Source organism: Bacillus sp. HY001, assembly GCF_007558965.1.
GTDB classification, from domain to species: Bacteria; Bacillota; Bacilli; order Bacillales; family Bacillaceae_G; genus Bacillus_A; species Bacillus_A mobilis.
In genome coordinates, this window is record NZ_VLTE01000005.1 from 310,317 (window position 1) to 335,763 (window position 25,447).

General features: G+C 36.3%; 30 protein-coding genes. 4 read left to right on the plus strand and 26 right to left on the minus strand.

Annotated features, from left to right (window positions below; all coding sequences use genetic code 11):
- The first annotated feature begins 104 nt into the window (after positions 1-104).
- Entirely contained in the window at positions 105-338 is a 234-nt protein-coding gene (locus FOT98_RS04300; RefSeq protein WP_001190187.1) for a DUF2627 domain-containing protein, read from the plus strand.
- A gap of 154 nt (positions 339-492) precedes the next feature.
- On the opposite strand, the gene FOT98_RS04305 is transcribed toward FOT98_RS04300, so the two are convergent.
- The gene (locus tag FOT98_RS04305; protein WP_063260844.1) at positions 493-1,221 is read right to left on the minus strand and encodes a glycerophosphodiester phosphodiesterase; all 729 of its coding nucleotides are present in this window, start codon (positions 1,219-1,221) and stop codon (positions 493-495) included.
- A gap of 50 nt (positions 1,222-1,271) precedes the next feature.
- Here FOT98_RS04305 and FOT98_RS04310 point away from each other — a divergent pair, with 50 nt between their 5' ends.
- Positions 1,272-1,418, plus strand: a complete 147-nt coding sequence (locus tag FOT98_RS04310; RefSeq protein ID WP_001247671.1) for a YycC family protein — start codon at positions 1,272-1,274, stop codon at positions 1,416-1,418.
- A 186-nt stretch (positions 1,419-1,604) separates the two neighbouring features.
- Here FOT98_RS04310 and FOT98_RS04315 read toward each other — a convergent pair whose 3' ends face one another.
- The 15 genes from FOT98_RS04315 to accB form a co-directional block, all read right to left on the minus strand.
- Positions 1,605-3,131, minus strand: a complete 1,527-nt coding sequence (locus tag FOT98_RS04315) for a glycosyltransferase family protein (RefSeq protein WP_061677476.1) — start codon at positions 3,129-3,131, stop codon at positions 1,605-1,607.
- Positions 3,132-3,418: 287 nt separating this feature from the next.
- Positions 3,419-4,213, minus strand: coding sequence for a sporulation transcription factor Spo0A (gene spo0A, locus FOT98_RS04320; RefSeq protein WP_000411416.1), 795 nt, complete (start codon positions 4,211-4,213; stop codon positions 3,419-3,421).
- 287 nt (positions 4,214-4,500) lie between these two features.
- Positions 4,501-5,799: a SpoIVB peptidase gene (spoIVB, locus tag FOT98_RS04330; RefSeq protein ID WP_063260843.1), complete on the minus strand. Its 1,299-nt coding sequence runs from the start codon at positions 5,797-5,799 to the stop codon at positions 4,501-4,503.
- Between the two features lie 118 nt (positions 5,800-5,917).
- Positions 5,918-7,657: a DNA repair protein RecN gene (recN, locus tag FOT98_RS04335; RefSeq protein ID WP_063260842.1), complete on the minus strand. Its 1,740-nt coding sequence runs from the start codon at positions 7,655-7,657 to the stop codon at positions 5,918-5,920.
- Between the two features lie 267 nt (positions 7,658-7,924).
- Entirely contained in the window at positions 7,925-8,374 is a 450-nt protein-coding gene (argR, locus tag FOT98_RS04340) for an arginine repressor ArgR (RefSeq protein WP_001032581.1), read from the minus strand.
- Between the two features lie 142 nt (positions 8,375-8,516).
- The gene (locus FOT98_RS04345; protein WP_063260841.1) at positions 8,517-9,356 is read right to left on the minus strand and encodes a TlyA family RNA methyltransferase; all 840 of its coding nucleotides are present in this window, start codon (positions 9,354-9,356) and stop codon (positions 8,517-8,519) included.
- Between the two features lie 3 nt (positions 9,357-9,359).
- A complete protein-coding gene (dxs, locus tag FOT98_RS04350) occupies positions 9,360-11,252 on the minus strand; it encodes a 1-deoxy-D-xylulose-5-phosphate synthase (protein WP_063260840.1) in 1,893 nt (630 codons plus the stop codon).
- Between the two features lie 301 nt (positions 11,253-11,553).
- Positions 11,554-12,444: a (2E,6E)-farnesyl diphosphate synthase gene (ispA, locus tag FOT98_RS04355; RefSeq protein WP_063260839.1), complete on the minus strand. Its 891-nt coding sequence runs from the start codon at positions 12,442-12,444 to the stop codon at positions 11,554-11,556.
- A complete protein-coding gene (xseB, locus tag FOT98_RS04360; RefSeq protein WP_000428423.1) occupies positions 12,444-12,674 on the minus strand; it encodes an exodeoxyribonuclease VII small subunit in 231 nt (76 codons plus the stop codon). The genes ispA and xseB overlap by 1 nt, the downstream gene beginning before the upstream one ends.
- Entirely contained in the window at positions 12,664-14,022 is a 1,359-nt protein-coding gene (gene xseA, locus FOT98_RS04365) for an exodeoxyribonuclease VII large subunit (RefSeq protein WP_063260838.1), read from the minus strand. The genes xseB and xseA overlap by 11 nt, the downstream gene beginning before the upstream one ends.
- Positions 14,023-14,048: 26 nt before the next feature.
- Positions 14,049-14,909 (minus strand): bifunctional methylenetetrahydrofolate dehydrogenase/methenyltetrahydrofolate cyclohydrolase FolD, encoded by an 861-nt coding sequence (folD, locus tag FOT98_RS04370; protein ID WP_063260837.1) that lies wholly within the window; start codon positions 14,907-14,909, stop codon positions 14,049-14,051.
- A 23-nt stretch (positions 14,910-14,932) separates the two neighbouring features.
- The gene (gene nusB, locus FOT98_RS04375; RefSeq protein ID WP_000830249.1) at positions 14,933-15,325 is read right to left on the minus strand and encodes a N utilization substance protein NusB; all 393 of its coding nucleotides are present in this window, start codon (positions 15,323-15,325) and stop codon (positions 14,933-14,935) included.
- Positions 15,326-15,672: 347 nt separating this feature from the next.
- Entirely contained in the window at positions 15,673-16,065 is a 393-nt protein-coding gene (locus tag FOT98_RS04380) for an Asp23/Gls24 family envelope stress response protein (RefSeq protein WP_000807630.1), read from the minus strand.
- A gap of 22 nt (positions 16,066-16,087) precedes the next feature.
- A complete protein-coding gene (gene accC, locus FOT98_RS04385) occupies positions 16,088-17,440 on the minus strand; it encodes an acetyl-CoA carboxylase biotin carboxylase subunit (protein WP_061677463.1) in 1,353 nt (450 codons plus the stop codon).
- A gap of 16 nt (positions 17,441-17,456) precedes the next feature.
- Positions 17,457-17,945: an acetyl-CoA carboxylase biotin carboxyl carrier protein gene (gene accB, locus FOT98_RS04390; RefSeq protein WP_000472874.1), complete on the minus strand. Its 489-nt coding sequence runs from the start codon at positions 17,943-17,945 to the stop codon at positions 17,457-17,459.
- Positions 17,946-18,414: 469 nt separating this feature from the next.
- Between accB and FOT98_RS04395 the strand changes: the two genes are divergently transcribed.
- Entirely contained in the window at positions 18,415-18,609 is a 195-nt protein-coding gene (locus tag FOT98_RS04395) for a hypothetical protein (protein ID WP_033678013.1), read from the plus strand.
- 99 nt (positions 18,610-18,708) lie between these two features.
- On the opposite strand, the gene FOT98_RS04400 is transcribed toward FOT98_RS04395, so the two are convergent.
- From FOT98_RS04400 to FOT98_RS04440, 9 genes are read right to left on the minus strand one after another with little or no spacing between them, the layout of a single operon-like run.
- On the minus strand, positions 18,709-19,365 hold the full coding sequence (locus tag FOT98_RS04400) for a SpoIIIAH-like family protein (RefSeq protein ID WP_061677457.1): 657 nt from the start codon (positions 19,363-19,365) through the stop codon (positions 18,709-18,711).
- A gap of 15 nt (positions 19,366-19,380) precedes the next feature.
- The gene (spoIIIAG, locus tag FOT98_RS04405) at positions 19,381-20,043 is read right to left on the minus strand and encodes a stage III sporulation protein AG (protein ID WP_063260836.1); all 663 of its coding nucleotides are present in this window, start codon (positions 20,041-20,043) and stop codon (positions 19,381-19,383) included.
- Positions 20,033-20,665: a stage III sporulation protein AF gene (gene spoIIIAF, locus FOT98_RS04410; RefSeq protein WP_001161039.1), complete on the minus strand. Its 633-nt coding sequence runs from the start codon at positions 20,663-20,665 to the stop codon at positions 20,033-20,035. The genes spoIIIAG and spoIIIAF overlap by 11 nt, the downstream gene beginning before the upstream one ends.
- Before the next feature lie 12 nt (positions 20,666-20,677).
- Positions 20,678-21,850, minus strand: a complete 1,173-nt coding sequence (gene spoIIIAE / locus FOT98_RS04415; RefSeq protein WP_000943696.1) for a stage III sporulation protein AE — start codon at positions 21,848-21,850, stop codon at positions 20,678-20,680.
- Positions 21,851-21,860: 10 nt separating this feature from the next.
- Positions 21,861-22,244: a stage III sporulation protein AD gene (spoIIIAD, locus tag FOT98_RS04420; protein ID WP_077393170.1), complete on the minus strand. Its 384-nt coding sequence runs from the start codon at positions 22,242-22,244 to the stop codon at positions 21,861-21,863.
- A gap of 23 nt (positions 22,245-22,267) precedes the next feature.
- Positions 22,268-22,471, minus strand: a complete 204-nt coding sequence (gene spoIIIAC, locus FOT98_RS04425) for a stage III sporulation protein AC (RefSeq protein ID WP_000020914.1) — start codon at positions 22,469-22,471, stop codon at positions 22,268-22,270.
- 14 nt (positions 22,472-22,485) lie between these two features.
- Positions 22,486-23,001 (minus strand): stage III sporulation protein SpoIIIAB, encoded by a 516-nt coding sequence (gene spoIIIAB / locus FOT98_RS04430; protein WP_063260835.1) that lies wholly within the window; start codon positions 22,999-23,001, stop codon positions 22,486-22,488.
- Positions 22,995-23,921, minus strand: a complete 927-nt coding sequence (gene spoIIIAA / locus FOT98_RS04435; protein WP_063260834.1) for a stage III sporulation protein AA — start codon at positions 23,919-23,921, stop codon at positions 22,995-22,997. Before spoIIIAA ends, spoIIIAB begins: the two co-directional genes overlap by 7 nt.
- 28 nt (positions 23,922-23,949) lie before the next feature.
- Positions 23,950-24,231, minus strand: coding sequence for a YqhV family protein (locus FOT98_RS04440; RefSeq protein WP_000816054.1), 282 nt, complete (start codon positions 24,229-24,231; stop codon positions 23,950-23,952).
- A 286-nt stretch (positions 24,232-24,517) separates the two neighbouring features.
- Between FOT98_RS04440 and FOT98_RS04445 the strand changes: the two genes are divergently transcribed.
- Positions 24,518-24,838 (plus strand): hypothetical protein, encoded by a 321-nt coding sequence (locus FOT98_RS04445; RefSeq protein WP_063260914.1) that lies wholly within the window; start codon positions 24,518-24,520, stop codon positions 24,836-24,838.
- Between the two features lie 35 nt (positions 24,839-24,873).
- On the opposite strand, the gene efp is transcribed toward FOT98_RS04445, so the two are convergent.
- Positions 24,874-25,431, minus strand: a complete 558-nt coding sequence (efp, locus tag FOT98_RS04450) for an elongation factor P (RefSeq protein ID WP_000626520.1) — start codon at positions 25,429-25,431, stop codon at positions 24,874-24,876.
- Between the last annotated feature and the right edge of the window lie 16 nt (positions 25,432-25,447).

The following is a 25,447-nucleotide window of genomic DNA, read 5'->3' on the forward strand; positions in this document are numbered from 1 at the left end:
AATTTTTCACACCCTTATCTTACTCGTTCAGCCCCCTCTTGACAAACCCCCTTTCCATATAACATCATTAAAATAAACAAAATAATCTGAAAAGGAGCGTTTATATGCAGCGTTACCTTGCTCTATTATTAGCACTCATTCCTATTTCATTAGCTGTGTTTGGCATTAAGTTAATGAGAGATACTGTATTTGGGATTCTATTTCCTCCACTTTCTATACTGTGGTTACAATTTTTAATTGGCGCTCTTTGCTTCGCGCTCGGGTTTTATATTTTTGGTGGCTTCGTCTTACACCGAGACCGTAAACGAAATAAAGTACAAGCTCGCTTTAGAAGATAAGAAAGCCCTACTGATTATCAGCCCTCACCAATCGGGCTTTTACGGGCGGTTGATCTCCCACCTAACTTCTTTGCTTTCACTGAATTTTGAGGCGGGGGTCTTACTGCCCGCAAATAGCGGGATAAATAAAAAAACGAGACCGTTACACGCGGTCTCATTTTTTTATTGGTAATAAGATTCTTGCCGTTTCAGGGTAATCAGTAATAATCGCCGAAATATTCATATCAAAATATTTTCGCATAAGCGTTTCTTCATTAATTGTATAAGGACGAACCTCTACACCACTCTCCATCGTTAATTCAGCAACAGCATCTTGCAGATAACGATAATTCGGGTGTACTGCTGTAGCACCCATTTTTTTTGCATACGCCCATGGACTATGCAAACCTTCGCGATATAAAATCGCTGTTTGAATATCAGGAGCCATCATATGACACTTTTTCATACTGTAGTGATTAAATGAAGAAAATATAACACGATCTTCTAGATTATATTTCCGCACAAGCGTTATAACTTCTTCTTCTAAACCTCTGTATGGAATTTTATTATTTTTAAGTTCAATATTAAGTAGCAACTCTGTTTTTTCAATCCATTCTAACACCTCTTCTAAAAGAGGGATTTTACAAAATCCTACTTTATCACTGAATGTGTAGCTCGCATCTAATTTACATAAATCCTCATATACAAAATTTCGAACCGCACCTTTTCCATTTGTTGTCCTGTTCACTGTTTCATCATGAATGACGACAACCTTTCCGTCTTTCGTTAATTGAACATCAAGTTCAATTCCATCTGCTCTAAAAGATTCAGCTGCTTCAAATGAAATCATTGTATTTTCTGGGTACGTTCCCGCTGCACCACGATGTGCAAATATAAGAGTCATCCTCACTCCCCCAATCTTATGCTATACTATACGAAAAAGGAGGTACTTCTATGAGACCATTACAAATTTCTCCAGACACTGCAGTCCGCCTATCAAAGGCATTAGGTGTTCCACTCGAACAACTTATGCATATGCCGCAGCACATTTTAATTCAAAAGTTAGTTGAATTAGAAAAACAAAATAAAGACGAAGAATAATACAGTCCTGTTTTGCAGGGCTTTTTATTATTTTCTATTATATCACGGATGACTTCCCCGCTAAAATCCTTTAACAGATATACTCTGATTCCGTTTAATCTTTTCTTCAAACATTTATAATCAATAAATGAAACCCCCTCTTTTAATAAAAGAGGGGGTTCTTACTACTCGTTTCAGTTACTCAAATTATGCAGTTTTCTTTTCTTTGTTAAAAATCATAAACAATTTATATAATCCTAAAGAAGCTGGAATATTCATAAATGCAAATGCCTCATAAGTATAATGAGGCGCTGTTTCCCATAGTAATAAGAAAGTAAACACACCTAACGTACTAATCATCGCAATACGTATAACTTCCGATTCATTTTCATCTTTCTTTTTATAAAGTATAACAGCCGCCAGAACAGCTACATAAACGAATAATTTGATAACATACGAATATATAGTAACGATTTCATAATTCTTTGTACTATAGTTCGATACGTAATTAGTTATCGTATCATTCTTCTGCTCAAACCATTCTCCAATACGGTACATGGAGAACTGACTTGATACCCATTCTCTAGTTATTTTTTCATTTAAATGTTGTACATAACCCGTTACACCAAGTTCACTGAAACGTTGCACTATAACTTCTTTATTGTGTTCATTCAAATCCTTTGTATTCTTTATGTTTTCATCATCAATATAATCTGCATCTGCCTGATTCCACACACCATACGTATCTTTGTTCAGCCCCATTTTCACCCAATGAGTGAATGGAATTTTTTCAATTTCATTATCGGTACTAAGATTTAGCTTTGTCGTTATACCTTTAAAACTTATAATAAGGATTAAACAAAATAAAACACTACTTAATACCTTTACGGAATACTCCTTACGAAACTTAAAAATATTTTCAATTAAAATCGCTAACGCTACCGCCAATGCTGTCGGTCTTATAATATAAGTACAAGCTGCGAAACCCCCTAATAAAATCCATAAAATAATCTTCATTCTTTTTGTTTCTGCCGTTTTCAAACACAAATATGTATACATCGTTGCTGAAATAAAAAATATTACTAATGTATGTGTATAGAAAACTGGCGCCTGCCAATATATAAAAATGTTTAGCACAGATAACACGATTGATATGTGAGCAACTTTAAAGTTTGTAATTTTCCTTACAATCAATACATTTAAAATAATACTACCTGTTATACACACTATCGGTAATATTTTCATCGCTACATCTACGCTTCCTATCAATTTCGCAAAATATCCTCCTAATAATACAATATGTGTATTATATGGATAAAATAGAAGCTGTCCCATTTCTAAAAATTGATTATCTCCATTAAACACAGAAACAATTCCTTGTTTAAGGATGGCATAATCTCCTATAACAGGGTTAAATGCGATGGAAGTAATCATTATTTCCGTCGTCAAAATGATTACGATACCTAAAGCAATCATAATATTTGTGTGCGTTCTTTTCATTTTATTAATAACCCTTTTATAATACATAAAGAAGAGCGCAAATAAAAGCAACGTTGCCGCTATAACAGCACCGACTTTTTGGGGAGTATACTCCTCAGTGGGATAAGGAAATTCACCACTCATTAATATTATTTTCGGGATAAAAAATTTACTTACTATCATTGAAAATATAGATAAAAACACCGTCATAACAATGATTGGGTAAGCTCGATTCACTATTTTTTTTAAAGTCATTCATCCATTCTCCTATATCTCTTAACTTTCCCAATCAATGATACGTTATAGGAATTATGATGTCAAACCCACGTATTTCCTATACATATCCTTATGTTCATTGCATTTTTCTATTTAAATATGTATACCTTCAAAATCCTAAAATCGAAGTAAATAAAAAGACCAACGAATTCTAGCATTCATTGGTCATTAAATAAAAAGTTCATTGATTTTAAATTTAATATCGAGTATAAGTTTCAAGAATGTTTAAGCTTTACTCAAGCTTAAACTCCTTACCGATTCTACTCTCAGCTAGCCTTATGCTCAAGTCTCAGCTTATCCGCAACCATTGCGATGAATTCAGAATTCGTAGGTTTTGCTTTTGACATGGATACTGTATAACCGAATAAGGACGAAATAGAATCAATATTTCCTCGACTCCATGCTACTTCAATTGCATGACGGATTGCACGCTCGACGCGGCTTGCTGTTGTATTATATTTCTTCGCAATATCTGGATACAATACTTTCGTAATAGATCCCAGTAATTCGATATCATTGTACACCATAGAGATTGCTTCCCTTAAATACATATACCCTTTAATATGAGCAGGCACACCAATTTCATGAATGATACTCGTAATACTTGCATCTAAGTTTTTCGGTTTTCCATCTATTGTCGTTGCTGAACGGAAAGATGGAAGTGGACGTTTAATGGTAGCGTTCGCCTTACCGCTCACTTGACGAATATGACTCGTTAAATTCTCCATATCAAATGGTTTTAATATGAAATATGAAGCACCTAAGTCAACTGCTTTTTTCGTCACATCTTCTTGTCCGAATGCTGTCAACATAATTACGCTAGGCTGTCTTAGCCTTTCAATATGTCGCATTTTCTCTAGTACAGCTAAACCATCTAAATGTGGCATAATAATGTCTAAAACAAGTACATCCGGCTGCTTATCAGTTAATAAATTTAAACACTCTTGACCATTATAAGCAGTACCGATTACTTCCATATCATCTTGAGCAGCTACATAACTCTCTAGCATTGATACTAATTCTTTATTATCATCCACAAGACATACTTTAATTTTCTCCACAGCTTTTCCTCCCTTACCGAATCGATTCTCCGACATGTGTATCCTTCTAGGCTACATGAATTGTTCGACAATTGTGTGAAAATTCCCTTTTAAAGTTTGTTACTTTCCGATAAAATCACAAAAAAATATGTTTATCGCTCATTTATTCCCTTTCGCAACACATTCCATCATAGAAATACAACGAAACGTTCAACCCTTTTCTTTTATTTTACAACAAAAAACACCTCTTGCGGAGCTTTTACAAAATTTCAACGAATTTTTCAACAGAAAAGCGAGCTAATTAATAATTAGCTCGCTTTTCTTTCTTGTTCATAAATGTTAATTCCAGCCTCATGTAACATCCATTCAATATGAACACCATATCCTGATGTTGGATCATTTACAAATACATGTGTAACAGCACCAATTACTTTTCCGTTTTGTACAATTGGACTTCCGCTCATGCCTTGTACGATACCACCCGTTTTCGCTAATAAACGTTTGTCTGTGACTTTTATTACCATGCCTTTTGTAGCCGGAAACTTTTGCGGTACTGTACTAACAACTTCAATGTCAAACGCTTCCACTTTATCTTTATCAATAACTGTTAATATTTTTGCTGGCCCCTCTTTTACTTGATGAGATAGTGCAATAGGCATTGCTTTATCCATTACGCCATTTGGTATATTTGTATTTAGTTTCCCGAATATACCAAACGGACTATTTATTGTAATATTACCAATCACTTCACGATCTGGTGAGAACCTCGCTAATTTCTCTCCTGGATTCCCATGACTACCTCTTTCAATTGATGTAACCGTCGAACGCATAATTTGTCCATCTTCGACTTGAATCGGCTTTTTCGTATCGTTATCAGAAATGACATGACCAAGTGCCCCATATTTCATAGAATCAGGATGAACAAATGTCATTGTTCCGATTCCAGCTGCCGAATCACGAATATATAAACCAATGCGATAAGACGATTCTCCACTATCTTTTTGTGGTGTTAACTTAGTGCGGATGTGTTTTCCATCTCTTAACAAAACAAGATTAAGCGGTTCACCTGTTTCACCACTATTATGAATAAATGGTGCTACATCACTCATTCTTTCAATTGTTTTACCATTAATTTCAGTAATCATATCTCCAATTTGCACACCAGCTGTCTCACCAGGAGATACTTTCCCTTTTTCAGTTTGAATTAAATGATGGCCTACAACAAGTACCCCTTTTGTATTTAACTTCACACCAATTGATTGTCCACCTGGAATAACTTTAAAATCTTTCAATACTTTCACATTTACTTTTTTCACTGGAAAACCAGCAAGCTGAAACACCATATCTGCTTCACCATTTTGATGAGAATTTACCATAAGTCCTTGTTTTTGTTCATTTGAACTTACTGTAAACACATGACGATCTGTAGATGAAGCTTTAAAAACTGGTAATGACGCTATTTCTGATTGTTGTCCTTCAAAAACAACAAGTTGCTTCGGAGATGAAATAAACGTCCGAAGCGGTTTAAAACACCCAATAAAAACTAAAGAAACAAGGAGACAAATACCTATTATTTTGCGAAATCTTTCTAATTTCAATTTGTTCACTCTCCTCGCTCCTACCCCACATTCAGCCTTTTGGCTTCACTTTTTAATCTCTCCTTGCAGTGCTTTATTTATAACCGGAAGAATTAAGAAATCATTATTTGAGAAAAAAAGCTATCCATTACTGGATAGCCTCTGCTGTCTGTTTAAAATGATGCGCTTGCGTAAGTAATTCTTTCGCATGTTCTGTCGTTAAATCTGTAATTTCCACACCAGAAATCATTCGAGCGATTTCCGTTACTTTATCCTCCATAGTTAAAACGGTAACTGATGTAATTGTTCGATCATTCGCTACTTGTTTTCTAATAAATAAATGCGAATCCGCCATTGAAGCCACTTGAGGTAAGTGCGTAATACAAAGCACTTGCGAGTTTACTGATACTCGATAAATTTTTTCCGCAATAGCCTGTGCAACTCGACCACTTACACCAGTATCCACTTCATCAAAGATAACTGATGCAACACCTTGATGCTTAGAAAAAATGCTTTTTAAAGCTAAAATAATACGAGATAACTCTCCGCCAGAAGCGACCTTTGAAAGTGGTTTTAGCGGCTCACCTGGATTTGTTGAAATATAAAATTCCACATGATCGTAGCCATCCGCCGTAAGTCTTACCGGTGCTCCCTCTACAAGAGGCTCTTCAGCATTTCCTACTCGCTTCATAATTCTTACTTCAAATTTTGTTTTTTCCATATACAATTCTTTTAATTCCTGATGAATGGCATTTGTAAGATGCTCTGCAAGTTCATGACGCATATTACTTAACGACATTGCTTCTTTCAGAATAACACTTTCTAATTCCTTTAATTGCTTCTTCGTCGTTTCAATATGAACGTCTTTATTTTCAATCGTAAAAATTTCTTGTTCAATTTTATCAGCATACGCTAAAATCTCTTCTACAGTATTTCCATATTTTCTCTTTAGCATACGAATTTCATTTAAACGCGTTTCAATTTCGTCTAAACGATTCGGATCATATTCCATCATATCGAGCTTTTCTCTAAGTTGATATGCAACTTCTTCTAATAAGTAGTAGCTATTTGCAATTGAATCATGGTTTTCTTGATATACTTCATCTAAATGTGTAATACTCTCCATTTGTCCCATTGCGCTTCGTATATTATCTAACCCTTGTCCGTCAGCGCTTAATGAGCGATATGCATCGCCTAATGCTTTGTAAATTTTTTCGAAATTAGAAATTTGCAATCGTTCTTCAGTTAATTCATTTTCTTCATCCATCTTTAAATCCGCCTTACGGATTTCTTCATGCTGGAATTGAATTAAATCTAAACGATGCGCCATTTGTTGTTCATTTTCACTTAACGATTTTAACTGTTTTTTTAACTTCTCATAGTCAGCGTATACATTTTGATATATACCCAATTGTTTAACAATGCGATCTCCATCAAAATGATCAAGCATAAACATATGACGCTCTTCATTCATTAAATCTTGTGTTTCGTGCTGCCCATGAATATCAACAAGTGTTTTTCCAATTTCCTTTAATATACTAAGGGTAACCAGTTTCCCATTTACACGACATACACTTTTTCCGTTTGCAGCGATATCACGCTTCAAAATAATCATGCCGTCTTCTATTTCTATATCCAATTCTTCTGCCTTTTCAATACACGGATGCTTATCATCTTCTACATAAAATAACCCTTCTATCTCAGCTTTTTCTGTTCCGTATCGAACAAATTCCGCTGAACCACGGCCACCTACAAGTAAACTAATCGCATCAATAATAATCGATTTTCCGGCCCCTGTTTCACCACTTAAAACCGTTAATCCTTTTTGAAAAGAAATATTTAATGCCTCAATAATAGCAAAGTTTCTAATCGATAATTCCGATAACAATGCCCCATTCACCTCGTTATAAACTAATCCCCTATTAAGGGCTTTTCTCAGTTCTTCATTCAAATAGTCATACTATATGTTTGTATGTATAAATTACTTTTCTAACCGCTCCATTGTACCAAACATTTGTTTTACGGGTCAATCCACCTATTTTCTAATTTTATTCAAAGAAAATATTATATTACAATTAAGAATTCACATTTTTAACCAATAAAAATATCCTGTTCACTTTCCACTTTACAGAGGAAAGCAAACAAGATTTTTTTGTTACAACATATTTAAGAAACGATCAGAGACAACACCTGTATCTTCAGGTGTACGGCAAATAATTAAGCAAGTATCATCACCACAGATGGTTCCGATGATCTCATCCCACTCTAAATGATCAATAAGTGCCCCAAGTGAATGAGCGTTACCAGGCAATGTTTTTAGCACAAGCATATGTCCTGCCGTGTCTAATTTTACAAATGAATCCACTAGATTGCGTTTTAATTTTTGTAACGGGTTAAATCGTTGATCTGCTGGCAAGCTATATTTATAGCGCCCATCATGTAATGGCACTTTCACTAAGTGCAGTTCTTTAATATCGCGCGATACTGTTGCTTGCGTTACATTAAATCCCTCATTACGTAAAATATCAACTAATTCATCTTGTGTTTCAATTTCTTTGTTCGCAATAATTTCCCTGATTTTAATATGGCGCTGACCTTTATTCATACATTTGCACCTCACACTATCTCTTACCATAGTTTAAACATTGGTATACTTCACTTATTTATGTTAACTTATAATTCGTTGCTTGTACACAATTGTTTTTACAATCATTATACAATTACAACAAAAAGAGGAACAACATATGTTATTCCCCTTTTCCTTTTTGTTTTAGGACATTATGCGCCTCTGTAACTACTTGCTCAACAGAAACTGGAGAATGATTTTCGCCATTCTCGCGTTCACCATGCCATTTCAGATGAATTAAAAATTCAATATTACCATCCCCGCCCGTAATTGGTGAGAATGTTAAACCTTCTACGTCGTATCCTTCTTTTATAGCAAAGTCGACAATCATTTCCACGACAGCCTCATGTACTTTTCGATCACGAACGATACCTTTTTTCCCAACTTGCTCTCTTCCAGCTTCAAACTGTGGTTTAATTAACGCCGCTACATCCCCATTAGGCATAAGCATTGTTTTTAAAACCGGCAGTATAAGCTTTAATGATATAAATGAAACATCGATACTAGCAAATTGCGGTAAACCACGGTCTAAGTCTGCTGGTGTCACGTAACGGAAGTTTGTCCGTTCCATTACGACAACACGCTCATCTTGACGCAATTTCCATGCAAGTTGATTGTATCCTACATCTAATGCATAAGATAATTTCGCTCCGTTTTGAAGCGCACAATCTGTAAAGCCACCAGTTGATGAACCAATATCTATCATAACTTTATCTTGTAAATCAAGATGAAATGTCTCTAATGCCTTTTCAAGTTTATAACCACCACGGCTTACATACGGCATAACTTGTCCCTTCACCGTAATCTCCGTATCTTGTGGGATCTTCTCTCCTGGCTTATCAAGTCTCATCTCATTCGCATATACAAGTCCGGCCATAACGGCGCGTTTTGCTTTCTCACGTGTTTCTATAAGTCCTCGCTCTACTAATAGTACATCTACTCTTTCTTTTTTTGCACTCATTTGTTACGCCCTTTTTTGTTTTGATGGAATCATTGTATGAATACGGTCTACAACAGCATCTGTCGTTAAACCTATTTCTTCTAATAATTTTGTTACACTACCGTGCTCTATGAAACGGTCTGGAATACCCATTCTTTCAACTAACGCACTATGGTACCCGTTCTCAGATGCAAATTCAACTACTCCCGTTCCAAAACCGCCGATTAAGCAAGCTTCTTCAATCGTTAAAATCGGTATATTTTTTCCTAAGAGGTCATGTAAATATGCTTCATCCATCGGTTTAATAAAGCGAGCGTTCACTACTTTCACTGAAATTCCAGCCTTTTCAAGACGCTCAGCTGCTTCCATTGCCATTGGTATTGTCGTACCAAATGTTAAAATAGCCGCTTGTGTACCTTCTTTTAACGTTTCCCATGAACCGATTGGAATCGCCTTTAATTCTTCATCCATATGAACACCAAGTCCATTACCGCGTGCATAACGTAATGCGATTGGTCCATCTTCATATTGCATCGCCGTATATACTAAATGTTGCCCTTCATTTTCATCTTTCGGCATCATAAGTACCATATTCGGCAAATGACGTAAGAATGAAATGTCAAACACACCTTGATGCGTTTCACCATCTGCTCCTACTAAACCAGAGCGATCGATTCCGATAAAGACATTTAAATTTTGGCGGCATATATCATGAACAACTTGGTCATATGCTCTTTGTAAAAATGTTGAATAAATCGCTAAGAATGGCTTCATACCTTGCGTTGCCATACCCGCTGCCATTGTTGTAGCATGCTGTTCTGCAATACCAACATCAATCATACGATCCGGGAATTCTTTTTGGAATTTCTCAAGTTTCGATCCAACAGGCATTGCAGGTGTAATTGCAACGATACGCTCATCCGTTCTCGCTAGCTTAAGTACTGTATCACTAACAACAGCACTCCATGCTGGTGCAACTTCTTTCGGTTTAACGAAGTCACCTGATTCAATTTTATAAGGCCCTGTTCCATGCCAAGTTCCAATAACATCACTCTCAGCTGGTTTATAACCTTTTCCTTTTTTCGTAATAACATGAACAAGCACTGGGCCTTTTGTTTTCTTTGCATATTGCAACGTTTCGAATAACTTTTCATAATCGTGCCCATCAACTGGACCTAAATATGTAAAGCCTAATTCTTCGAAAAAGACACCGGATACTAGTAAATATTTAAGACTATCTTTTATTTTCTCTGCTGTCGCAGCAACTTTCCCACCGACTGCTGGGATTTTCTTTAATATATACTCTAGTTCATCTTTTACCCAATGGTATTTCCCTGCGGTACGTAGACGCCCAAGCACATTATGAAGCGCACCAACGTTTGGTGCAATTGACATTTCATTATCATTCAAAATAACAATCATGTCTGTTTTTTCATGTCCAATATGGTTCAATGCCTCTAAAGCCATTCCGCCTGTTAGAGCACCATCTCCAATGATTGGTATAACATATTCTTTCGTTTTCTTTAAATCACGTGCTAGAGCCATTCCCATTGCAGCAGATAATGATGTCGAGCTATGGCCAGTTTCCCATACATCGTGCTCACTCTCGCAACGTTTTGGGAAACCACATAGGCCCTGATATTGCCTTAATGTACCGAATTCCTTTGCACGTCCTGTTAAAATTTTATGTACATAGGATTGATGTCCTACGTCCCATAAAAATTTATCTTTCGGACTATCAAATAATTTATGCAGAGCAATTGTGAGTTCTACTACACCTAAATTAGGTGCAATATGTCCACCTGTTTGAGAGAGCTCTTCAATTAAAAATTTACGAATATCCTCACTCAATCCCTCTAGTTCACCGATAGACATATCTTTCAAAAAACTAGGGTTTTGAATTTGCGTTAGATCCACATGGATCACTCACTTTCATTTCATAATCTGTCAACATGTCAAATATTATAAAAAACATTTACACAAAACAAGAAATTATCTTTTTTATTTTTCACCTTGTCCTGCAATTAACCAGTCTATTGCGCCCTAATCCTATTATAAACCATATTTCTTTAGGCGATGAAAAAAATAGCCGCTAACACGAAGTGATAACGGCAATGTAATCTACATATATTTTTGCCAATAACAAGAAAAGAAAAACCTTTTCCTACATTTATATCATAAAATGATGAATGACTCAACAAATGGAAACGCTGTTATATTAGTTATTACGTTTTGCAATCAAATCGCAAATAGATAGTAAATATTCATCTTGTAATTGCAAGGAACCAATAGCATCTTTTGCTTTTGCAATTGTATCTTCTAAAATATCCTTTGCTCTATCTAGAGTAAATAACGTCGTATATGTGCTCTTTTCGTTGGAAACATCACTACCAATCGGTTTTCCAATCTCTTCTTCGGTTCCTTCCACATCTAGAATATCATCTCGAATTTGGAACGCTAGGCCAATATATTTCGCAAACGCAAGTAATTTTTCTTCTTGTTCTTCTGTGGCATCAGAAAGTATCGATCCGGCAAGTACAGCGAATTCAAGTAGTTTCCCAGTCTTATGCTTATGAATATACTCCAACTCATCAATCGTAAGCTGTTTCCCTTCAGCTTCCATATCTGCCACTTGTCCGCCAACCATTCCTTCTGGTCCTGCCGCTTTTGCAAGTTCAAGTACAAGTCTTACTTTTTTTTCTGCAGAGATTTCCTTTTGTTCATATGCCATAATAACTTGAAAAGCATACGTCAACAAACCATCGCCTGCTAAAACTGCCATCGCTTCACCAAATACTTTATGATTTGTGGGCTTCCCTCTTCTTAAATCATCATCATCCATACAAGGTAAATCATCATGAACTAACGAGTATGTATGTATCATTTCAAGAGCACAAGCCGCACCTACTCCAAGATTTCTTTCTTTACCAAACGCTTGTAATGTCGCAAATAAAAGTAACGGGCGGAGACGCTTTCCACCCGCTTCCAAAGAATATGCCATCGCTTCACGAAGTACATTTGGACATTGTAATTCATTTGCATAGCTTACAAGCTTCTCTTCTACGAAAGTTTTACTTTCTTTCAAAAAAGTATCAAAAGCAATAGTCACTATGCTTCATCTCCTAAAGCAGTAAACGGTTCAAGCTCTCCATCTTCCCCAAGAATAACTGCCATTTGTTCTTGTACGTTCTTCAACTTCTCATCACAAAGCTTAGATAATTCCATACCCTCTTTAAAATAAGAGATTGCTTCTTCTAAAGGTACGTCACCTTGCTCTAGCTTAGAAACGAGATGCTCAAGTTGCGAAATTGCCTCTTCAAAGCTTAATTTATTTTCCATTATTCAATTCACGCTCCTCTATGCCTGATACGCTACAATCTAGTATTCCATCTTGTAATTGAACTGAAACAGCATCTCCAAGGCTGACATCTTTCACACTTTTTAACACTTGCTTCTCTTCATCATATACAAGCCCGTACCCTCTCATCATTACTTTAAGCGGACTTAACGCTTCAAGTTTTTGAGCTGCTCTTACAAAGGCAAATTCTTTCGTTTGAAGTAATGTTTGCATTTCACGTTGCAATTGCTTTTGCAATGTTTCAACCGCTACCTTTGTTTGCATAATTTTTTGAGCTGGGTGGTGCTTCTCTAAATAAAATGAAAGTTGTTTTAACTGATTTAACTTTTTATCAATATAGCGCTCTTTCGCTAAAACAAGCTGTTCTAACGCTCTATCTAATTGCTCTTCTTTTTGCTCATATACTTGTCTTGGATAACGGAACGCATAAGATTTTTGCAATACTTGTAGTTTTTCTTCTTTTTTATGTACTAACTCTCTCATTGCTCTTTGCAATCTTAGAGTTCTTTGTAATACCTTTTCTTGTAACTCTATAATGTTAGGCGCTGCCAGCTCAGCTGCTGCAGTCGGTGTTGGCGCACGCAAATCGGCAACAAAATCCGCAATTGTAAAGTCCGTTTCATGGCCTACTGCCGAAATAATAGGGATCTCACTCTTAAAGATTGCCCTTGCAACCATTTCTTCATTAAACGCCCATAATTCCTCAATAGAGCCTCCCCCTCGCCCAACGATTAGGACATCTATCTCTCCCATTTCATTCGCTGTACGAATCGCTTGTACAATTGAGGGAGCCGCTGACTCCCCTTGTACAAGTACTGGAAACACAATAATATTTCCAATTGGATAACGACGTTTAATCGTTGTTATAATATCACGAATCGCAGCTCCTGTTGGCGACGTAATCACACCTATTGTTTTAGCATAAGGAGGAATTGTTTTTTTATAAACTTGAGAAAATAAACCTTCTTCCTCTAAACGAACCTTTAATTGTTCGTAAGCTAAATGCAGGTTTCCGATTCCATCCGGCTGCATGTCTTGAATATAAATTTGATAAGAACCGCTCGCCTCGTAAACGGAAATTTTCCCTTTCACAAGTACCTTCATCCCATTTTCAGGTCTGAATTTAATATTACGATTATGACCCGCAAACATAACCGCTGCGATTCTTGCATTTTCATCTTTCAATGTAAAATACATATGACCACGACTATGATTTTTAAAATTGGAAATTTCACCTTTTAACCAAACAGACTGCAAATGCGGATCATATTCTATTTTTGTTTTTATATAGCGTGTTAACGCTGTAACGGTTAAATATTGTTTCTCCATTTCTCTCTCCTCATAGCCGACTCAAATTATTTACAAACGACACCTGCACGTTTAGCAGATTCAACAGTATTATGAAGAAGCATTGTGATCGTCATTGGACCAACACCCTTTGGCACAGGTGTAATGTAACCAGCAACATCTAACACGTTGTCAAAATCAACATCACCACAAAGTTTGCCTGTTTCTAAACGGTTTACACCAACGTCGATTACAACCGCTCCTTCTTTCATATAATCAGCTGTTATCATCTTAGGTCGTCCAACTGCTACGATTAAAATATCAGCTAACTTCGTTAACTCTTTCATATTTTGCGTCTTAGAATGACAGTATGTGACAGTTGCATCTTCATTTAAGAACAATTGTCCCACTGGCTTGCCGACAATATTACTTCTTCCAATTACTACAACATGTTTTCCTGAAATATCAAGGTTTGTTTCTTTTACTAATTCTACAATACCGTGCGGTGTACATGGAAGGAATGTATCTTGTCCCGTCATCATACGTCCCACACTGATTGGGTGAAATCCATCTACATCTTTTTCTGGTGAAATTCTTTCAATGATAGCTTTTTCTTCAATATGTTTTGGTAAAGGTAATTGCACTAATATGCCGTTAATACGGTCATCGCTATTTAAGCGATCGATTTCAGCAAGCAAACGCTCCTCAGTAATTGTTTCAGGAAGTTCAATTAGCTCTGAATAGATTCCTACTTGTTCACAGCCCTTTTCTTTTCCTTTTACATAAGAACGAGATGCTGGATCTTCTCCAACTAGAATAACTGCTAATCCTGGTACAATCCCTTGCTTTTTCAACTTCACAACTTCTTCTGTTAATTGTGCTCGTTTTTTCTCCGCAACTTCATTTCCTTTGATGATTACTGCTACCATTTTAAGATTCCCCCTTAAAGAAATTACAGTGTATCTTTTATATTAGATAAAACGCCGTTAATAAAACGACGAGATTCCTCATCCCCAAATGTTTTAGCAATTTCAATTGCTTCGTTAATTGTTACGTTGTGTGGAATTTCTTCCATGTATTTCATTTCATACACAGCTACACGTAAAATACTGCGATCAACAATACTAATACGCTCAAGCTTCCATTTTTTTAAGTTTTGACGAATCGCTTCATCAATTACTTCTTTATTTTCTACAAAACCTACTACAAGTGATTCTAGAAATTCATTTGTTTCTTCACCTTCATCTAGCGTGTTTTCCACAGCTACTTTCGGTTCTAATTCACCTGTAATATCCATTTGATATAATGCTTGCATCGCTCTTTCTCTAGCCGTCCTACGTTTCATTGTAACTCTCCTTTATGCTTCAAGTCTTTCCTTATGCTTTGTTATATTATTATAATTTATAAGCCGTCAATTCACTTACTCTTACAGTTTTCATTGATTTTCCAACCTTATAATACAATGATAATAACACAATTTATCGTTTCACACACGGGTTACAAGGCTGAAAAATAATAAAAAGATTAACTTCAAGTTCCATATCTTATCACAATGTACGTTTTTTGGAAAAACGAAACATTTCCTTTTTGATTTCTTATTTTTTGAAATAGTATAATAATTAGAGGGTTTTAATTTGTGAAGAAATGAAACGATAAAAAAGGTGCCTATGTTACTAGGCACCTTTTTCATTCTTACACTGGTTCGATTTCTGTTTTTTGTGTTTCGAATGTTACGCCAACGATGTGAACATTCACTTCTTTTGGCTCAAGCCCTGTCATTGTAAAGAGTGCCTGGCGAATGTTGTCTTGAATCTTTTGTGCAACAACTGGAATTGCTACGCCAAAGTACATCACAACATAAAGGTCAACGATAATATCTTCGTTTGCTAATTCAACCTTTACACCTTTACCATGATTTTTCTTACCTAACTTCTCAACAACATCTGTAGCAAAATTACCACGCATTGCCGCTACACCTTCTACCTCAGCAGCTGCAATACCTGCGATTACTTCAATTACTTCTGGTGCAATTTCTACTTTACCAAGAGTTGTATCTTGACCCATATCTAACATATGTTCAGCCATGAAAAAAACCTCCTTTAATGTATCACTGCGTCACAAGTTCATGCTCTTCCAAAAATTTCGTATTAAACTCACCTTTTACAAAATCAGGATGATCTAGCAATTGCAAATGGAACGGGATTGTTGTATGTACGCCTTCAATGACAAACTCACTGAGTGCACGCTTCATTTTTGCAATTGCCTCTTCACGTGTTTTTCCGTGAACAATTAATTTAGCAACCATCGAATCATAGAAAGGTGGGATTGAATATCCCGGATATACAGCTGAATCGACGCGAATACCAAATCCGCCTGGTGGCAAGTACATTTCTACTTTACCTGGAGATGGCATAAATTTTTTGGCAGGGTTTTCCGCATTAATTCGGCATTCAATTGCCCAACCATTAAATTGTACTTCTTCTTGCTGTAACGATAACTTTTCTCCAGAAGCAACACGAATTTGTTCTTTAATTAAATCCATCCCTGTTACCATTTCAGTAACCGGATGCTCAACTTGAATTCTCGTATTCATCTCCATGAAATAAAAGCTTTTCGTTCTATATTCATAAATAAACTCAACCGTACCAGCACCTGTATAATCAACCGCTACCGCTGCTTTAACTGCCGCCTCACCCATCTGCTTGCGAACATTTTCATCAAGTGCAGGTGATGGACTTTCTTCTAGTAGTTTTTGCAAGCGGCGCTGAATTGTACAATCACGCTCTCCTAAATGAATGGCATTTCCGTGTGTATCTGCCATTATTTGAATCTCAACATGGCGGAAATCTTCAACGTACTTTTCTAAGTATACACCAGGGTTCCCAAAAGCGGTACTAGCTTCTTGCTGTGTAATTTGAATTCCTTTTACAAGCTCTTCTTCATGGCGTGCGACACGAATACCTTTTCCGCCGCCACCTGCAGTCGCTTTAATAATAACTGGATATCCAATTTGATTAGCAAGCTCGATCGCTTCTTCGGTATTTTTAATAATCCCTTGTGAACCTGGTACAATCGGAACCCCTGCTTCTTTCATTGTATCACGAGCAACGTCTTTTGTGCCCATCTTTGAAATAGCTTCTGGACTTGGACCGATAAAAATCAAGTTACATTCACGGCATAGCTCTGCAAAATCTGCATTCTCTGCTAAAAATCCGTATCCCGGATGAATAGCATCACAGCCTGTTAACTTCGCAACACTAATAATGTTCGTCAAATTTAAATAGCTTTCTTTCGAAATCGTTGGCCCTACACAATACGCCTCATCAGCAATTTGTACGTGAAGTGACTCTTTATCTGCTTCTGAATAAATTGCGACTGTTTCAATATCCATTTCTTTACAAGCACGAATAATTCGTACAGCAATTTCCCCACGATTGGCTATTAATACTTTTTTTATCATCACAAAGACTCCCTTATTACGCTTTTACAAGAAATAGCGGTTGTCCATACTCCACAAGCTGGCCATTATTAACAAGAATCTCAACAATTTCACCATCTACATCAGCATCGATTTCGTTAAATAATTTCATAGCCTCGACAATGCATACGATAGAATCTTTCGATACTCTATCCCCTACACTTACATATGCAGGTGTATCAGGCGAAGAAGAAGAATAGAATGTACCTACCATTGGTGATGTAATTTTATGTAGGTTTTCATTTTGAACAGCTTTTTTCTCTTCTTGTTTTGGTACTTCCACTTGTGCTGCCGCTACTGTTGTTTCAACTTCAACAGGTGCTACTGGTTGCACGACTTGTTTTGCTACAGGTGCTTGCACAGCAACAACTTCATTACCACGCTTTTTCATTTTGATTGTCGTACCATCTTTTTTGTATTCAAATTCATCAATATTAGAGCTATCAATTAATTTAATTAATTCACGAACTTCTTGAATTTTAAACATGCAAAATCCACTCCCATACTCTTGTTTGTCCCGTTTTTACAGATTCTCGTCACTAAAACTAGATTGACTGTAAAAATACGATGTACTCTATTAGAAAATGCATTTCATTTACTAATAGAAATAATTGCTATTTCCATCTTACGATAAATTTTTTAAACATTCCAATTTATATTTCTTTATAATAAATCGAAACTCCTGTAAAAATATTATTTCAATAAAAATTTATTACCTAGTAATAATACCAAGTTTCATGCGAAATTGGCAAGACCACTTCCTAAAAAACATTCCTTACTTTTTCAAAATGACACAAGGTAAACGTATCATTACCGCTCTACTCTTCACCTCATCTATAGTCAACAACATATTTTTACCAAATATTATTTTTTTGTTTACACGTCGTTCATCATTCCTTCATATAAGAATAGTATGTTCAAAGTGTAGAAAATATATTGTATCGAGGTGTGGACACATGATATGGCTCATTCTCTTCTTACCTGCCGTAATGGTCTGGGCATTCGTTCTCTTCATCCACGTCAAATCTGGAAAAAGTAATCATCGTTACCATGAACCGCTAATCTTTTACTCACAACGTATTTCTCCGTTCCGAGTTGAACATAGTAAAAACAACTACAAAGACGAAACAGAAAAAAGCTATCGAAAATGATAGCTTTTTTCTATTATTATTTTTATCTAACTATTTTCAAACAATCCGATTCGTAAAAACTAATAATCCGCGGAGGATTTCCCCGCGGATTATTAGTTTTTATTTTGCTGGTGGATCAAATTTCACACCTACATCTTTTGATCCGCCTTCACTTCTTACAAGCTGTATAATTTTATTCGCTTCTTTTTGTGAATGCTTTGCTGCTTTCACAGTTACTCTAATGTCAGTTCCATCAGCTCTTACAAGAGCATCTTTATATCCACCTTGAGACTTAATTACTGTCTCAAGTAGTTCTTGCTTCGTTTCCATTGTAGTAATTGCATCAAAATTATCTTTTGCTTTACTCTTTTCTGTTGCTGAAGATTTCGCTGAATTCATCACTTCTTGTAATCTTGATTTTTCTTCACTTCGCTGATCTTCCATTTGCATACGTAACGCTGTGAAATTTTCATCGCTTGATTGAACTGTTACGTTAGCATCTTTTTTACTTGTTTCTTTGTTAGCACTCTCTTTTTTGTCTGTTTCTTTATTTGTTTCTTTATTTGATGTTTCTTTGCTTGTAGTTTCTTTTTTTGGCGTTTCTTTCGGTGCTTCATTTGTTACTGCTTTATCAGTACCTTGTTTTTCTTGTCCAATCTTTTCACCTGTTGCCGGTGATGCAGTATTCATTTTGTCAGGAGTTGTTACGTAATAAACAGATAGTACAACAACTAAACTTAACATCGTTAATAGCCAAACCGTTTGTTTTTTTAACACTTTATTTCCTCCCTATCAATTTTTCGGTGATACTGAAACGCGATGAGCTGGTACATCTAGCAGCCGTATTACAGCTTCCTTTACAATCGCTTTAACTTGTATATTATCCACTCCCTTTGCTACAACAAGAACACCTCGCACTTTCGGTTTCTCTGTTCGTAAAACAACGGGAGTTTCTTTATCACCTTCACGTATAATAACTGTCTTTTCATCAAGGGACTCATCCTCTACTTCCCTCTTACCGCCTGTCTTATCTGTTTCACCTGTCGTTTGTGAACGTTTCACTGTATTTTTTTCTAATATTTTTTCTTCAGATGAATCTAAATTCACTTTAATCGTTACATCTTTTACTCCTGCTATTTCTTCTAAAGCTGCTTTTAATTCTTGTTCATACGCTTTTTCATACTTTTCTACATTTGACATACTATCGTTATTTTTTTGTCCAAAAGTTGGTACGTCTTTTTCTTGGTTTTGCGTTTTTTGTTCTTTAAATACAGGTATTTCTTCTTTTTTACTTGAAAATAAACTACTAGAAAACATAAGCAAAATTCCAAGTATGAGTAGGACAAGTAAAAACTTAGGTGTCACCTTTTTTCCCTTCTCATTGCTTTCCTTTTCATCCCCATTCAATAAGTTTCGAAAAAATGAGAACTTCGAATTTTTATCTTTATTGTCCATTTACTCTACCTGTCCTCCCTTCCATTTGAACTTGGATTTGTTTATTCTCTAGTTGCCACCTGCTTGAAAAGAAGTCTTTCATTTCTACATTCGTTTCTTCTACTTTTTTCGGTGGTTCTTTCGTGTTAATTTCAACTGGTTTTACTGTTTCGATTGCATCATTTTTACTACGTTCTTTTTCTTTCAGCGTCACAACAACAGTTTGAATATCTTTCGCTGACTTTACTTCCGCTGTACTTTCCGCTGCGACTATTTGTATTTCAGAGACTGTCATACCATACTTTTTCTCGAATTCTTTTCCTACTTCTTTTTTCATTTTGGTAGCCATCTCTTCTAAACTATATGCACGTGTTAGAGCTTGTATTTCTTTTTTCTTCGAATCTATTGAATTTTTTACAGATCCTTCTGCTACATACTTCTCTTCATTAAAATTTGCGATTACTTCATTCACATCTGTTTGCAATAGTTTAAAAAGAGGCGTTAAAATTAAAACAACTAATAATAAACTTACAACGAATTTGACGTACTTCTGCAAATTAGAATTTGGAAGAATAAGATGCAGCATTGTCGCTAAGAGTAAAAAAACGATAATATTTCTAATCCACTCTGTAACAAATTGCATACCCTTCACCTCCTACCGCATCATAAGTGTAATGTTCCCCGCAGCAATAATAATTGTGATACTTAAAAAGAACATAAATGATACGATAGCTAAGCAAGCAAATACATAAATGATGCTTCGCCCGATAATATCTAAACATTGAATAATTGCTCCGCTGCCAACTGGCTGTAATACTGCTGCTGCGAATTTATAAATAAACGCGATACAAAAAATTTGAATCGCTGGAAAAGCAACAATTAAGCATAGAATGACGAGCCCGATAATTCCGACTGTGTTTTTTAATAATCCGGATGCACTAATAACAGTGTCCGCCGCCTCTGTAAACATTCTTCCTACTACAGGAATAAAGTTCCCTGTTACAAATTTAGCAGTTTTCACAGCGATTCCATCAGCAACCGCTGTCGCTGTTCCTTGTACAGATAATACCCCTAAAAAAATCGTTAAAAAAATACCGATAATCCCAACGCTAACGTTTTGCAGAAGCTTGGACAATTTCGTAACTTTATATTGATCACTCATCGTACTTACAATACTTAATATCGTTGCAAGTAATAAAAGTGGTAGAACGATATAATTCATCAAAAGCCCGCTCGTGTTCATTAAGAAGATGATAATCGGATGAAAAAACGATACAGATACAACACCACCTCCAGTTGCTATGAGTGCAAGCAAGATTGGCAATAGCGCTAATATGAAATCTACCATTGTTTGTATCGTTTCTCTTGCATATGTCATGACGACATAAAAACTATTTAATGCGAAAATAATCAGTACCATATATACAACAGCATCCGCAATTTTACTTACACTACTCTTTGAAAATGCAGATTGCAGTGATTGCAACAATGCACTAAAAATTGTAAGCATAATAAGCGTTCCAAGTAGCTTCCCATTTGCAACAAGCTCGTGAAATAAATACTTTAATAAACCTAGCATCCACTCTTTTATAGAAATTTCTTTTTCTCCCTTTACGAACTCCATAAAGCTACCTTTTTGACTCTCTGGTAAATAACCTCCATATTTTGTAACAAGCCCGTCCCAAAATTGCTTCACATCTTCAATTCCGAGCTTATCCAATTGTTGATCAACGACGTTTGTTTCTACAGGAGAAGCTTGTACAACAACCGGTAAAGAAAAGAAAAGGAAGCAAGCAAATAGCAGCTTAGCTCCAAACCCCCTCAACATTCACTCCCCCTTATCCCGTCGGTAAAAATCCGAGAATAGTCTCAATTACAACCGTCAAAATAGGAATTGCCATTACTAGAATTAAGATTTTTCCAGCCAATTCAATTTTCGAAGCGATTGCACCCTGCCCTGCATCTTTTGTAATTTGCGCTCCAAACTCAGCAATATAAGCAATCCCAATAATTTTTAGCAACGTTTCTACATATACGTTGCTAACTTTCGCTTCACTCGCTACTCTCTCAATCATTTGTAAAATAGAGTGAATTTGATCAATTAAAATAAGAAACATCACGCTACCTACGAACACAATAAATAACGACGTAATGCTAGATTTATGCTGATTCAATACAGCGGCTAAAAACGTAGCAACGAGGCCTAATCCGACAATTTGTATAATTTCGATTCGAACCGCCTCCTTTACTGGAAGAGAAAGACACTCTTAATCTTGTCGAATAGCGTATTAATTAAAAATGCCACATGAAATAAAATAACGACAAAACCGACAAGGATAACCCAATTTGCAATATCCTCTCGCTTTAATTCTTTTAGTACGGTATGAATAAAAGCTAAAACAATGCCGATTCCGGCGATTTGAAATATTAATCCAACATCAATGGACATCGCCTTTCTCCCTCCTATAGCAGTAAAATTACGATAAGTAGCCCCGCTAGTACCCCTAAGCTCTTGATCATTTTTTCATATTGCAGTTGTAACGCTTTCGCTTCTTCTTCTTCTCTCTCTAAATGTGTAATGCATAAGCGTATATGTTTTTGTTGTGATTCACGATCATGTTGTCCGAGCGTTTCGCCAAATTGCTGCAAAATCTCGTACTCAGTTTGTTGAAATGCTGTTAGCTTCCAATTTTCTTTCAAACTATCTATCCAAGCTTCTCTTACTGTTTGTTCTCCACTTCCTAGCCTTCTAGCGAAACTTTGAAATATCCAATTTAACGGCTTCGGCATTTGTTTCACTAATCGCTCGGCGGCTTCAGACAAAGGTGTATGCCCATACATAATTTCTGCCTCTAATGATTGAAGTGCCGCTTTTAATAATCTAAGTTGCCGTGGCCTCTCGCTATATCTTTTTGCGTATGAAAATCCGAAAAAGGTGCTGACCGCAACGATTAACACTGCACCAAATATTTTTACCATACGCCCTCAGCCTTTCTATGAGGCAATACCGATTTTCCATATTTATCTTTCACTTGCATAACTGTTCCTGGCCCTCTTGCTTTTGATAGCTCCACAAACCTATCAAATATACCGAGCTCCAGCACCGCTTTTAGTGATGGACGTTTCACAACATCATCATAAGAAAATCCATGTGCACTTATAAAAAGCTGAACTCCTGCATGCACCGCCTCCATAATTGCTTCACTATCTTCTTTACGTCCGATTTCATCTACAATCAAAACATCTGGACTCATAGAACGAATCATCATCATCATTCCTTCAGCTTTTGGACATGCGTCTAACACATCTACTCGCGTGCCAAAGTCATATTGCGGAATACCTTTCACGCAGCCTGCAATTTCTGACCGTTCATCTACAATCCCGACTTTACAAGAAGGAATTTTTGAAGCACTTACACCTTGACTCATGCAGCGTGCTACATCTCTTAAAAGTGTTGTTTTCCCCGTTTGCGGCGGGCCAATAACCATCGTATTTAACCATCGTGATTCATACAAATACGGCAAAAGTGGTTCAGCAATTCCTATTTTTTGACGAGCGATACGAATATTAAAGGAAGAGACATCTCGAATCATTTTCACTGCGCTTTTTTCTGTAATGACTTTTCCCGCCAAGCCGATTCTATGTCCTCCTCGAAGTGTCACATACCCTCGTTTTAATTCCTCTTCCATCGTATAAATTGAGAATTGACTTAACTTATTCAATAAATAAATAGCATCCTCTGCTGTAACGACATAGTCATAAAAAAACACTTCGCCATGAGCAATACACTCTAGCGGTCTTCCAATTCGAACACGAATTTCCTCTAGAGCATCGTACTGCTTACAACTTTCCACTAACTGCTTCATCGTTTTCGGTAAAACTTCTAATACTTCTTTCATCAGCTTCTCCCCACTATACTCGACTTACTTATTTCAACAACGCGATAAAAATGCAGCCAATTCCAAGCGCTAGAAAAAAGAGTTTCAAGAAAGAAATCTCACTTGCCACACTCGCTATACCTATTGTCATTGTTAAAATTAATACGGTCGGTCCAACAAACGCCAACATACCATTTATAAACAATGCTTTCTTCGCATCATTCACATAAAGCATAAGCAAAGCGGCGAATATTTCCGCGCTACCTGAAAACAACCGAAGTAACCCCATTACAAGCACGGATGTTTCCATTGCCGCTAGCCACTGTTTCATTCTCCCACCTTCTCCCATAACGGTTACTAATGCTGTCTGCTACAAAAGAGTATATTTGTACAACCATATGCAAAGGTTGTCTATTTCAGAAGTAAAAACATAATTTTTATCTAACGTCTTTTAAAAATCAGAATATTTGTATTATTTAATGGTATATTATGGTACATTTAATTTAAAAGGGGTATAGACGATGCAGCATGAGAGACAGAACTACAGTCATCTCGCGTACGATCGTATCGCGCCATTTTTTCAAATTAGCTATATGTACAAAATAAGGGGGAAAAATATGAAGGTATTAAAAATTAGTTTAACGATTGTAGTAGAATTAGCTCTTATTTATCTTTTTTCATTATTGGTCAGTTGGTCATTTATGGAGGCCTTTTTCCTTGGTAGTTTAGCAATATTTGCAATTACGTGGCTAATTATTATGAGTAATCATAGAAACAACATTACAGATCATGCCATCAGTAAAACACTGACTGGCGTTGAGACTGGCGAGATAAAACCATTTCAAATTGTTTTGACTCCGTACATTATGGGTACCCTTTCACTTGTCTTAGTTAGTTTTGTTATAACCACGATTTATTATCTGCCCTATTTCCTATAAAAAAAGCACTCGTGATAATCACGAGTGCTTTTCTACTATGCACGAGAAACGTATTTACCTTCACCAGTGTTGATGATAAGCATTTCGCCTTCGTTAATGAAGATTGGTACTTGTACAACAAGACCAGTTTCTAATGTAGCTGGTTTTGTTACGTTAGAAGCTGTATCTCCTTTAATACCTGGCTCTGTTTCTGTAACTTGTAATTCAACTGTGTTTGGAAGTTCAACACCAAGTACTTCATCTTGGTATGTCATAATAGATACTTCCATGTTTTCTTTTAGGAATTTAAGTTCGCGCTCGATTTGTTTTTCACCAAGTTCGATTTGCTCATAAGTTCCGTTATCCATAAATACGTGAGACTCACCGCTCGCGTATAAGTATTGCATACGACGGTTTTCGATGTGTGCTTTTTCTACTTTTTCACCTGCACGGAATGTTTTCTCTTGAACAGATCCTGTGCGAAGGTTACGTAGTTTAGAACGAACGAATGCAGCACCTTTACCTGGCTTTACGTGTTGGAAATCCATTACTTGCCATAGGGCATTGTCCACTGAAATTGTTAAACCTGTACGAAAATCGTTTACTGAAATCATGTAAAAAAATCCTCCT

Bases quoted from the DNA above. Each gene is read 5' to 3' on its own strand.
- FOT98_RS04395 (WP_033678013.1), top strand. From the start codon at position 18,415: ATGATATGGCTCATTCTCTTCTTACCTGCCGTAATGGTCTGGGCATTC.
- spoIIIAC (WP_000020914.1), bottom strand. From the start codon at position 22,471: ATGTCCATTGATGTTGGATTAATATTTCAAATCGCCGGAATCGGCATT.
- FOT98_RS04380 (WP_000807630.1), bottom strand. From the start codon at position 16,065: ATGGCTGAACATATGTTAGATATGGGTCAAGATACAACTCTTGGTAAA.
- FOT98_RS04300 (WP_001190187.1), top strand. From the start codon at position 105: ATGCAGCGTTACCTTGCTCTATTATTAGCACTCATTCCTATTTCATTA.
- spoIIIAE (WP_000943696.1), bottom strand. From the start codon at position 21,850: ATGTTGAGGGGGTTTGGAGCTAAGCTGCTATTTGCTTGCTTCCTTTTC.
- spoIIIAB (WP_063260835.1), bottom strand. From the start codon at position 23,001: ATGGTAAAAATATTTGGTGCAGTGTTAATCGTTGCGGTCAGCACCTTT.
- xseB (WP_000428423.1), bottom strand. From the start codon at position 12,674: ATGGAAAATAAATTAAGCTTTGAAGAGGCAATTTCGCAACTTGAGCAT.
- argR (WP_001032581.1), bottom strand. From the start codon at position 8,374: ATGAATAAAGGTCAGCGCCATATTAAAATCAGGGAAATTATTGCGAAC.
- nusB (WP_000830249.1), bottom strand. From the start codon at position 15,325: ATGAAACGTAGGACGGCTAGAGAAAGAGCGATGCAAGCATTATATCAA.
- accB (WP_000472874.1), bottom strand. From the start codon at position 17,945: ATGTTTAAAATTCAAGAAGTTCGTGAATTAATTAAATTAATTGATAGC.
- FOT98_RS04315 (WP_061677476.1), bottom strand. From the start codon at position 3,131: ATGACTTTAAAAAAAATAGTGAATCGAGCTTACCCAATCATTGTTATG.
- efp (WP_000626520.1), bottom strand. From the start codon at position 25,431: ATGATTTCAGTAAACGATTTTCGTACAGGTTTAACAATTTCAGTGGAC.
- folD (WP_063260837.1), bottom strand. From the start codon at position 14,909: ATGGTAGCAGTAATCATCAAAGGAAATGAAGTTGCGGAGAAAAAACGA.
- FOT98_RS04305 (WP_063260844.1), bottom strand. From the start codon at position 1,221: ATGACTCTTATATTTGCACATCGTGGTGCAGCGGGAACGTACCCAGAA.
- FOT98_RS04345 (WP_063260841.1), bottom strand. From the start codon at position 9,356: ATGAGTGCAAAAAAAGAAAGAGTAGATGTACTATTAGTAGAGCGAGGA.
- xseA (WP_063260838.1), bottom strand. From the start codon at position 14,022: ATGGAGAAACAATATTTAACCGTTACAGCGTTAACACGCTATATAAAA.
- FOT98_RS04445 (WP_063260914.1), top strand. From the start codon at position 24,518: ATGAAGGTATTAAAAATTAGTTTAACGATTGTAGTAGAATTAGCTCTT.
- FOT98_RS04310 (WP_001247671.1), top strand. From the start codon at position 1,272: ATGAGACCATTACAAATTTCTCCAGACACTGCAGTCCGCCTATCAAAG.
- accC (WP_061677463.1), bottom strand. From the start codon at position 17,440: ATGATAAAAAAAGTATTAATAGCCAATCGTGGGGAAATTGCTGTACGA.
- spoIIIAF (WP_001161039.1), bottom strand. From the start codon at position 20,665: ATGCAATTTGTTACAGAGTGGATTAGAAATATTATCGTTTTTTTACTC.
- FOT98_RS04440 (WP_000816054.1), bottom strand. From the start codon at position 24,231: ATGAAACAGTGGCTAGCGGCAATGGAAACATCCGTGCTTGTAATGGGG.
- spoIIIAG (WP_063260836.1), bottom strand. From the start codon at position 20,043: ATGGACAATAAAGATAAAAATTCGAAGTTCTCATTTTTTCGAAACTTA.
- spoIIIAA (WP_063260834.1), bottom strand. From the start codon at position 23,921: ATGAAAGAAGTATTAGAAGTTTTACCGAAAACGATGAAGCAGTTAGTG.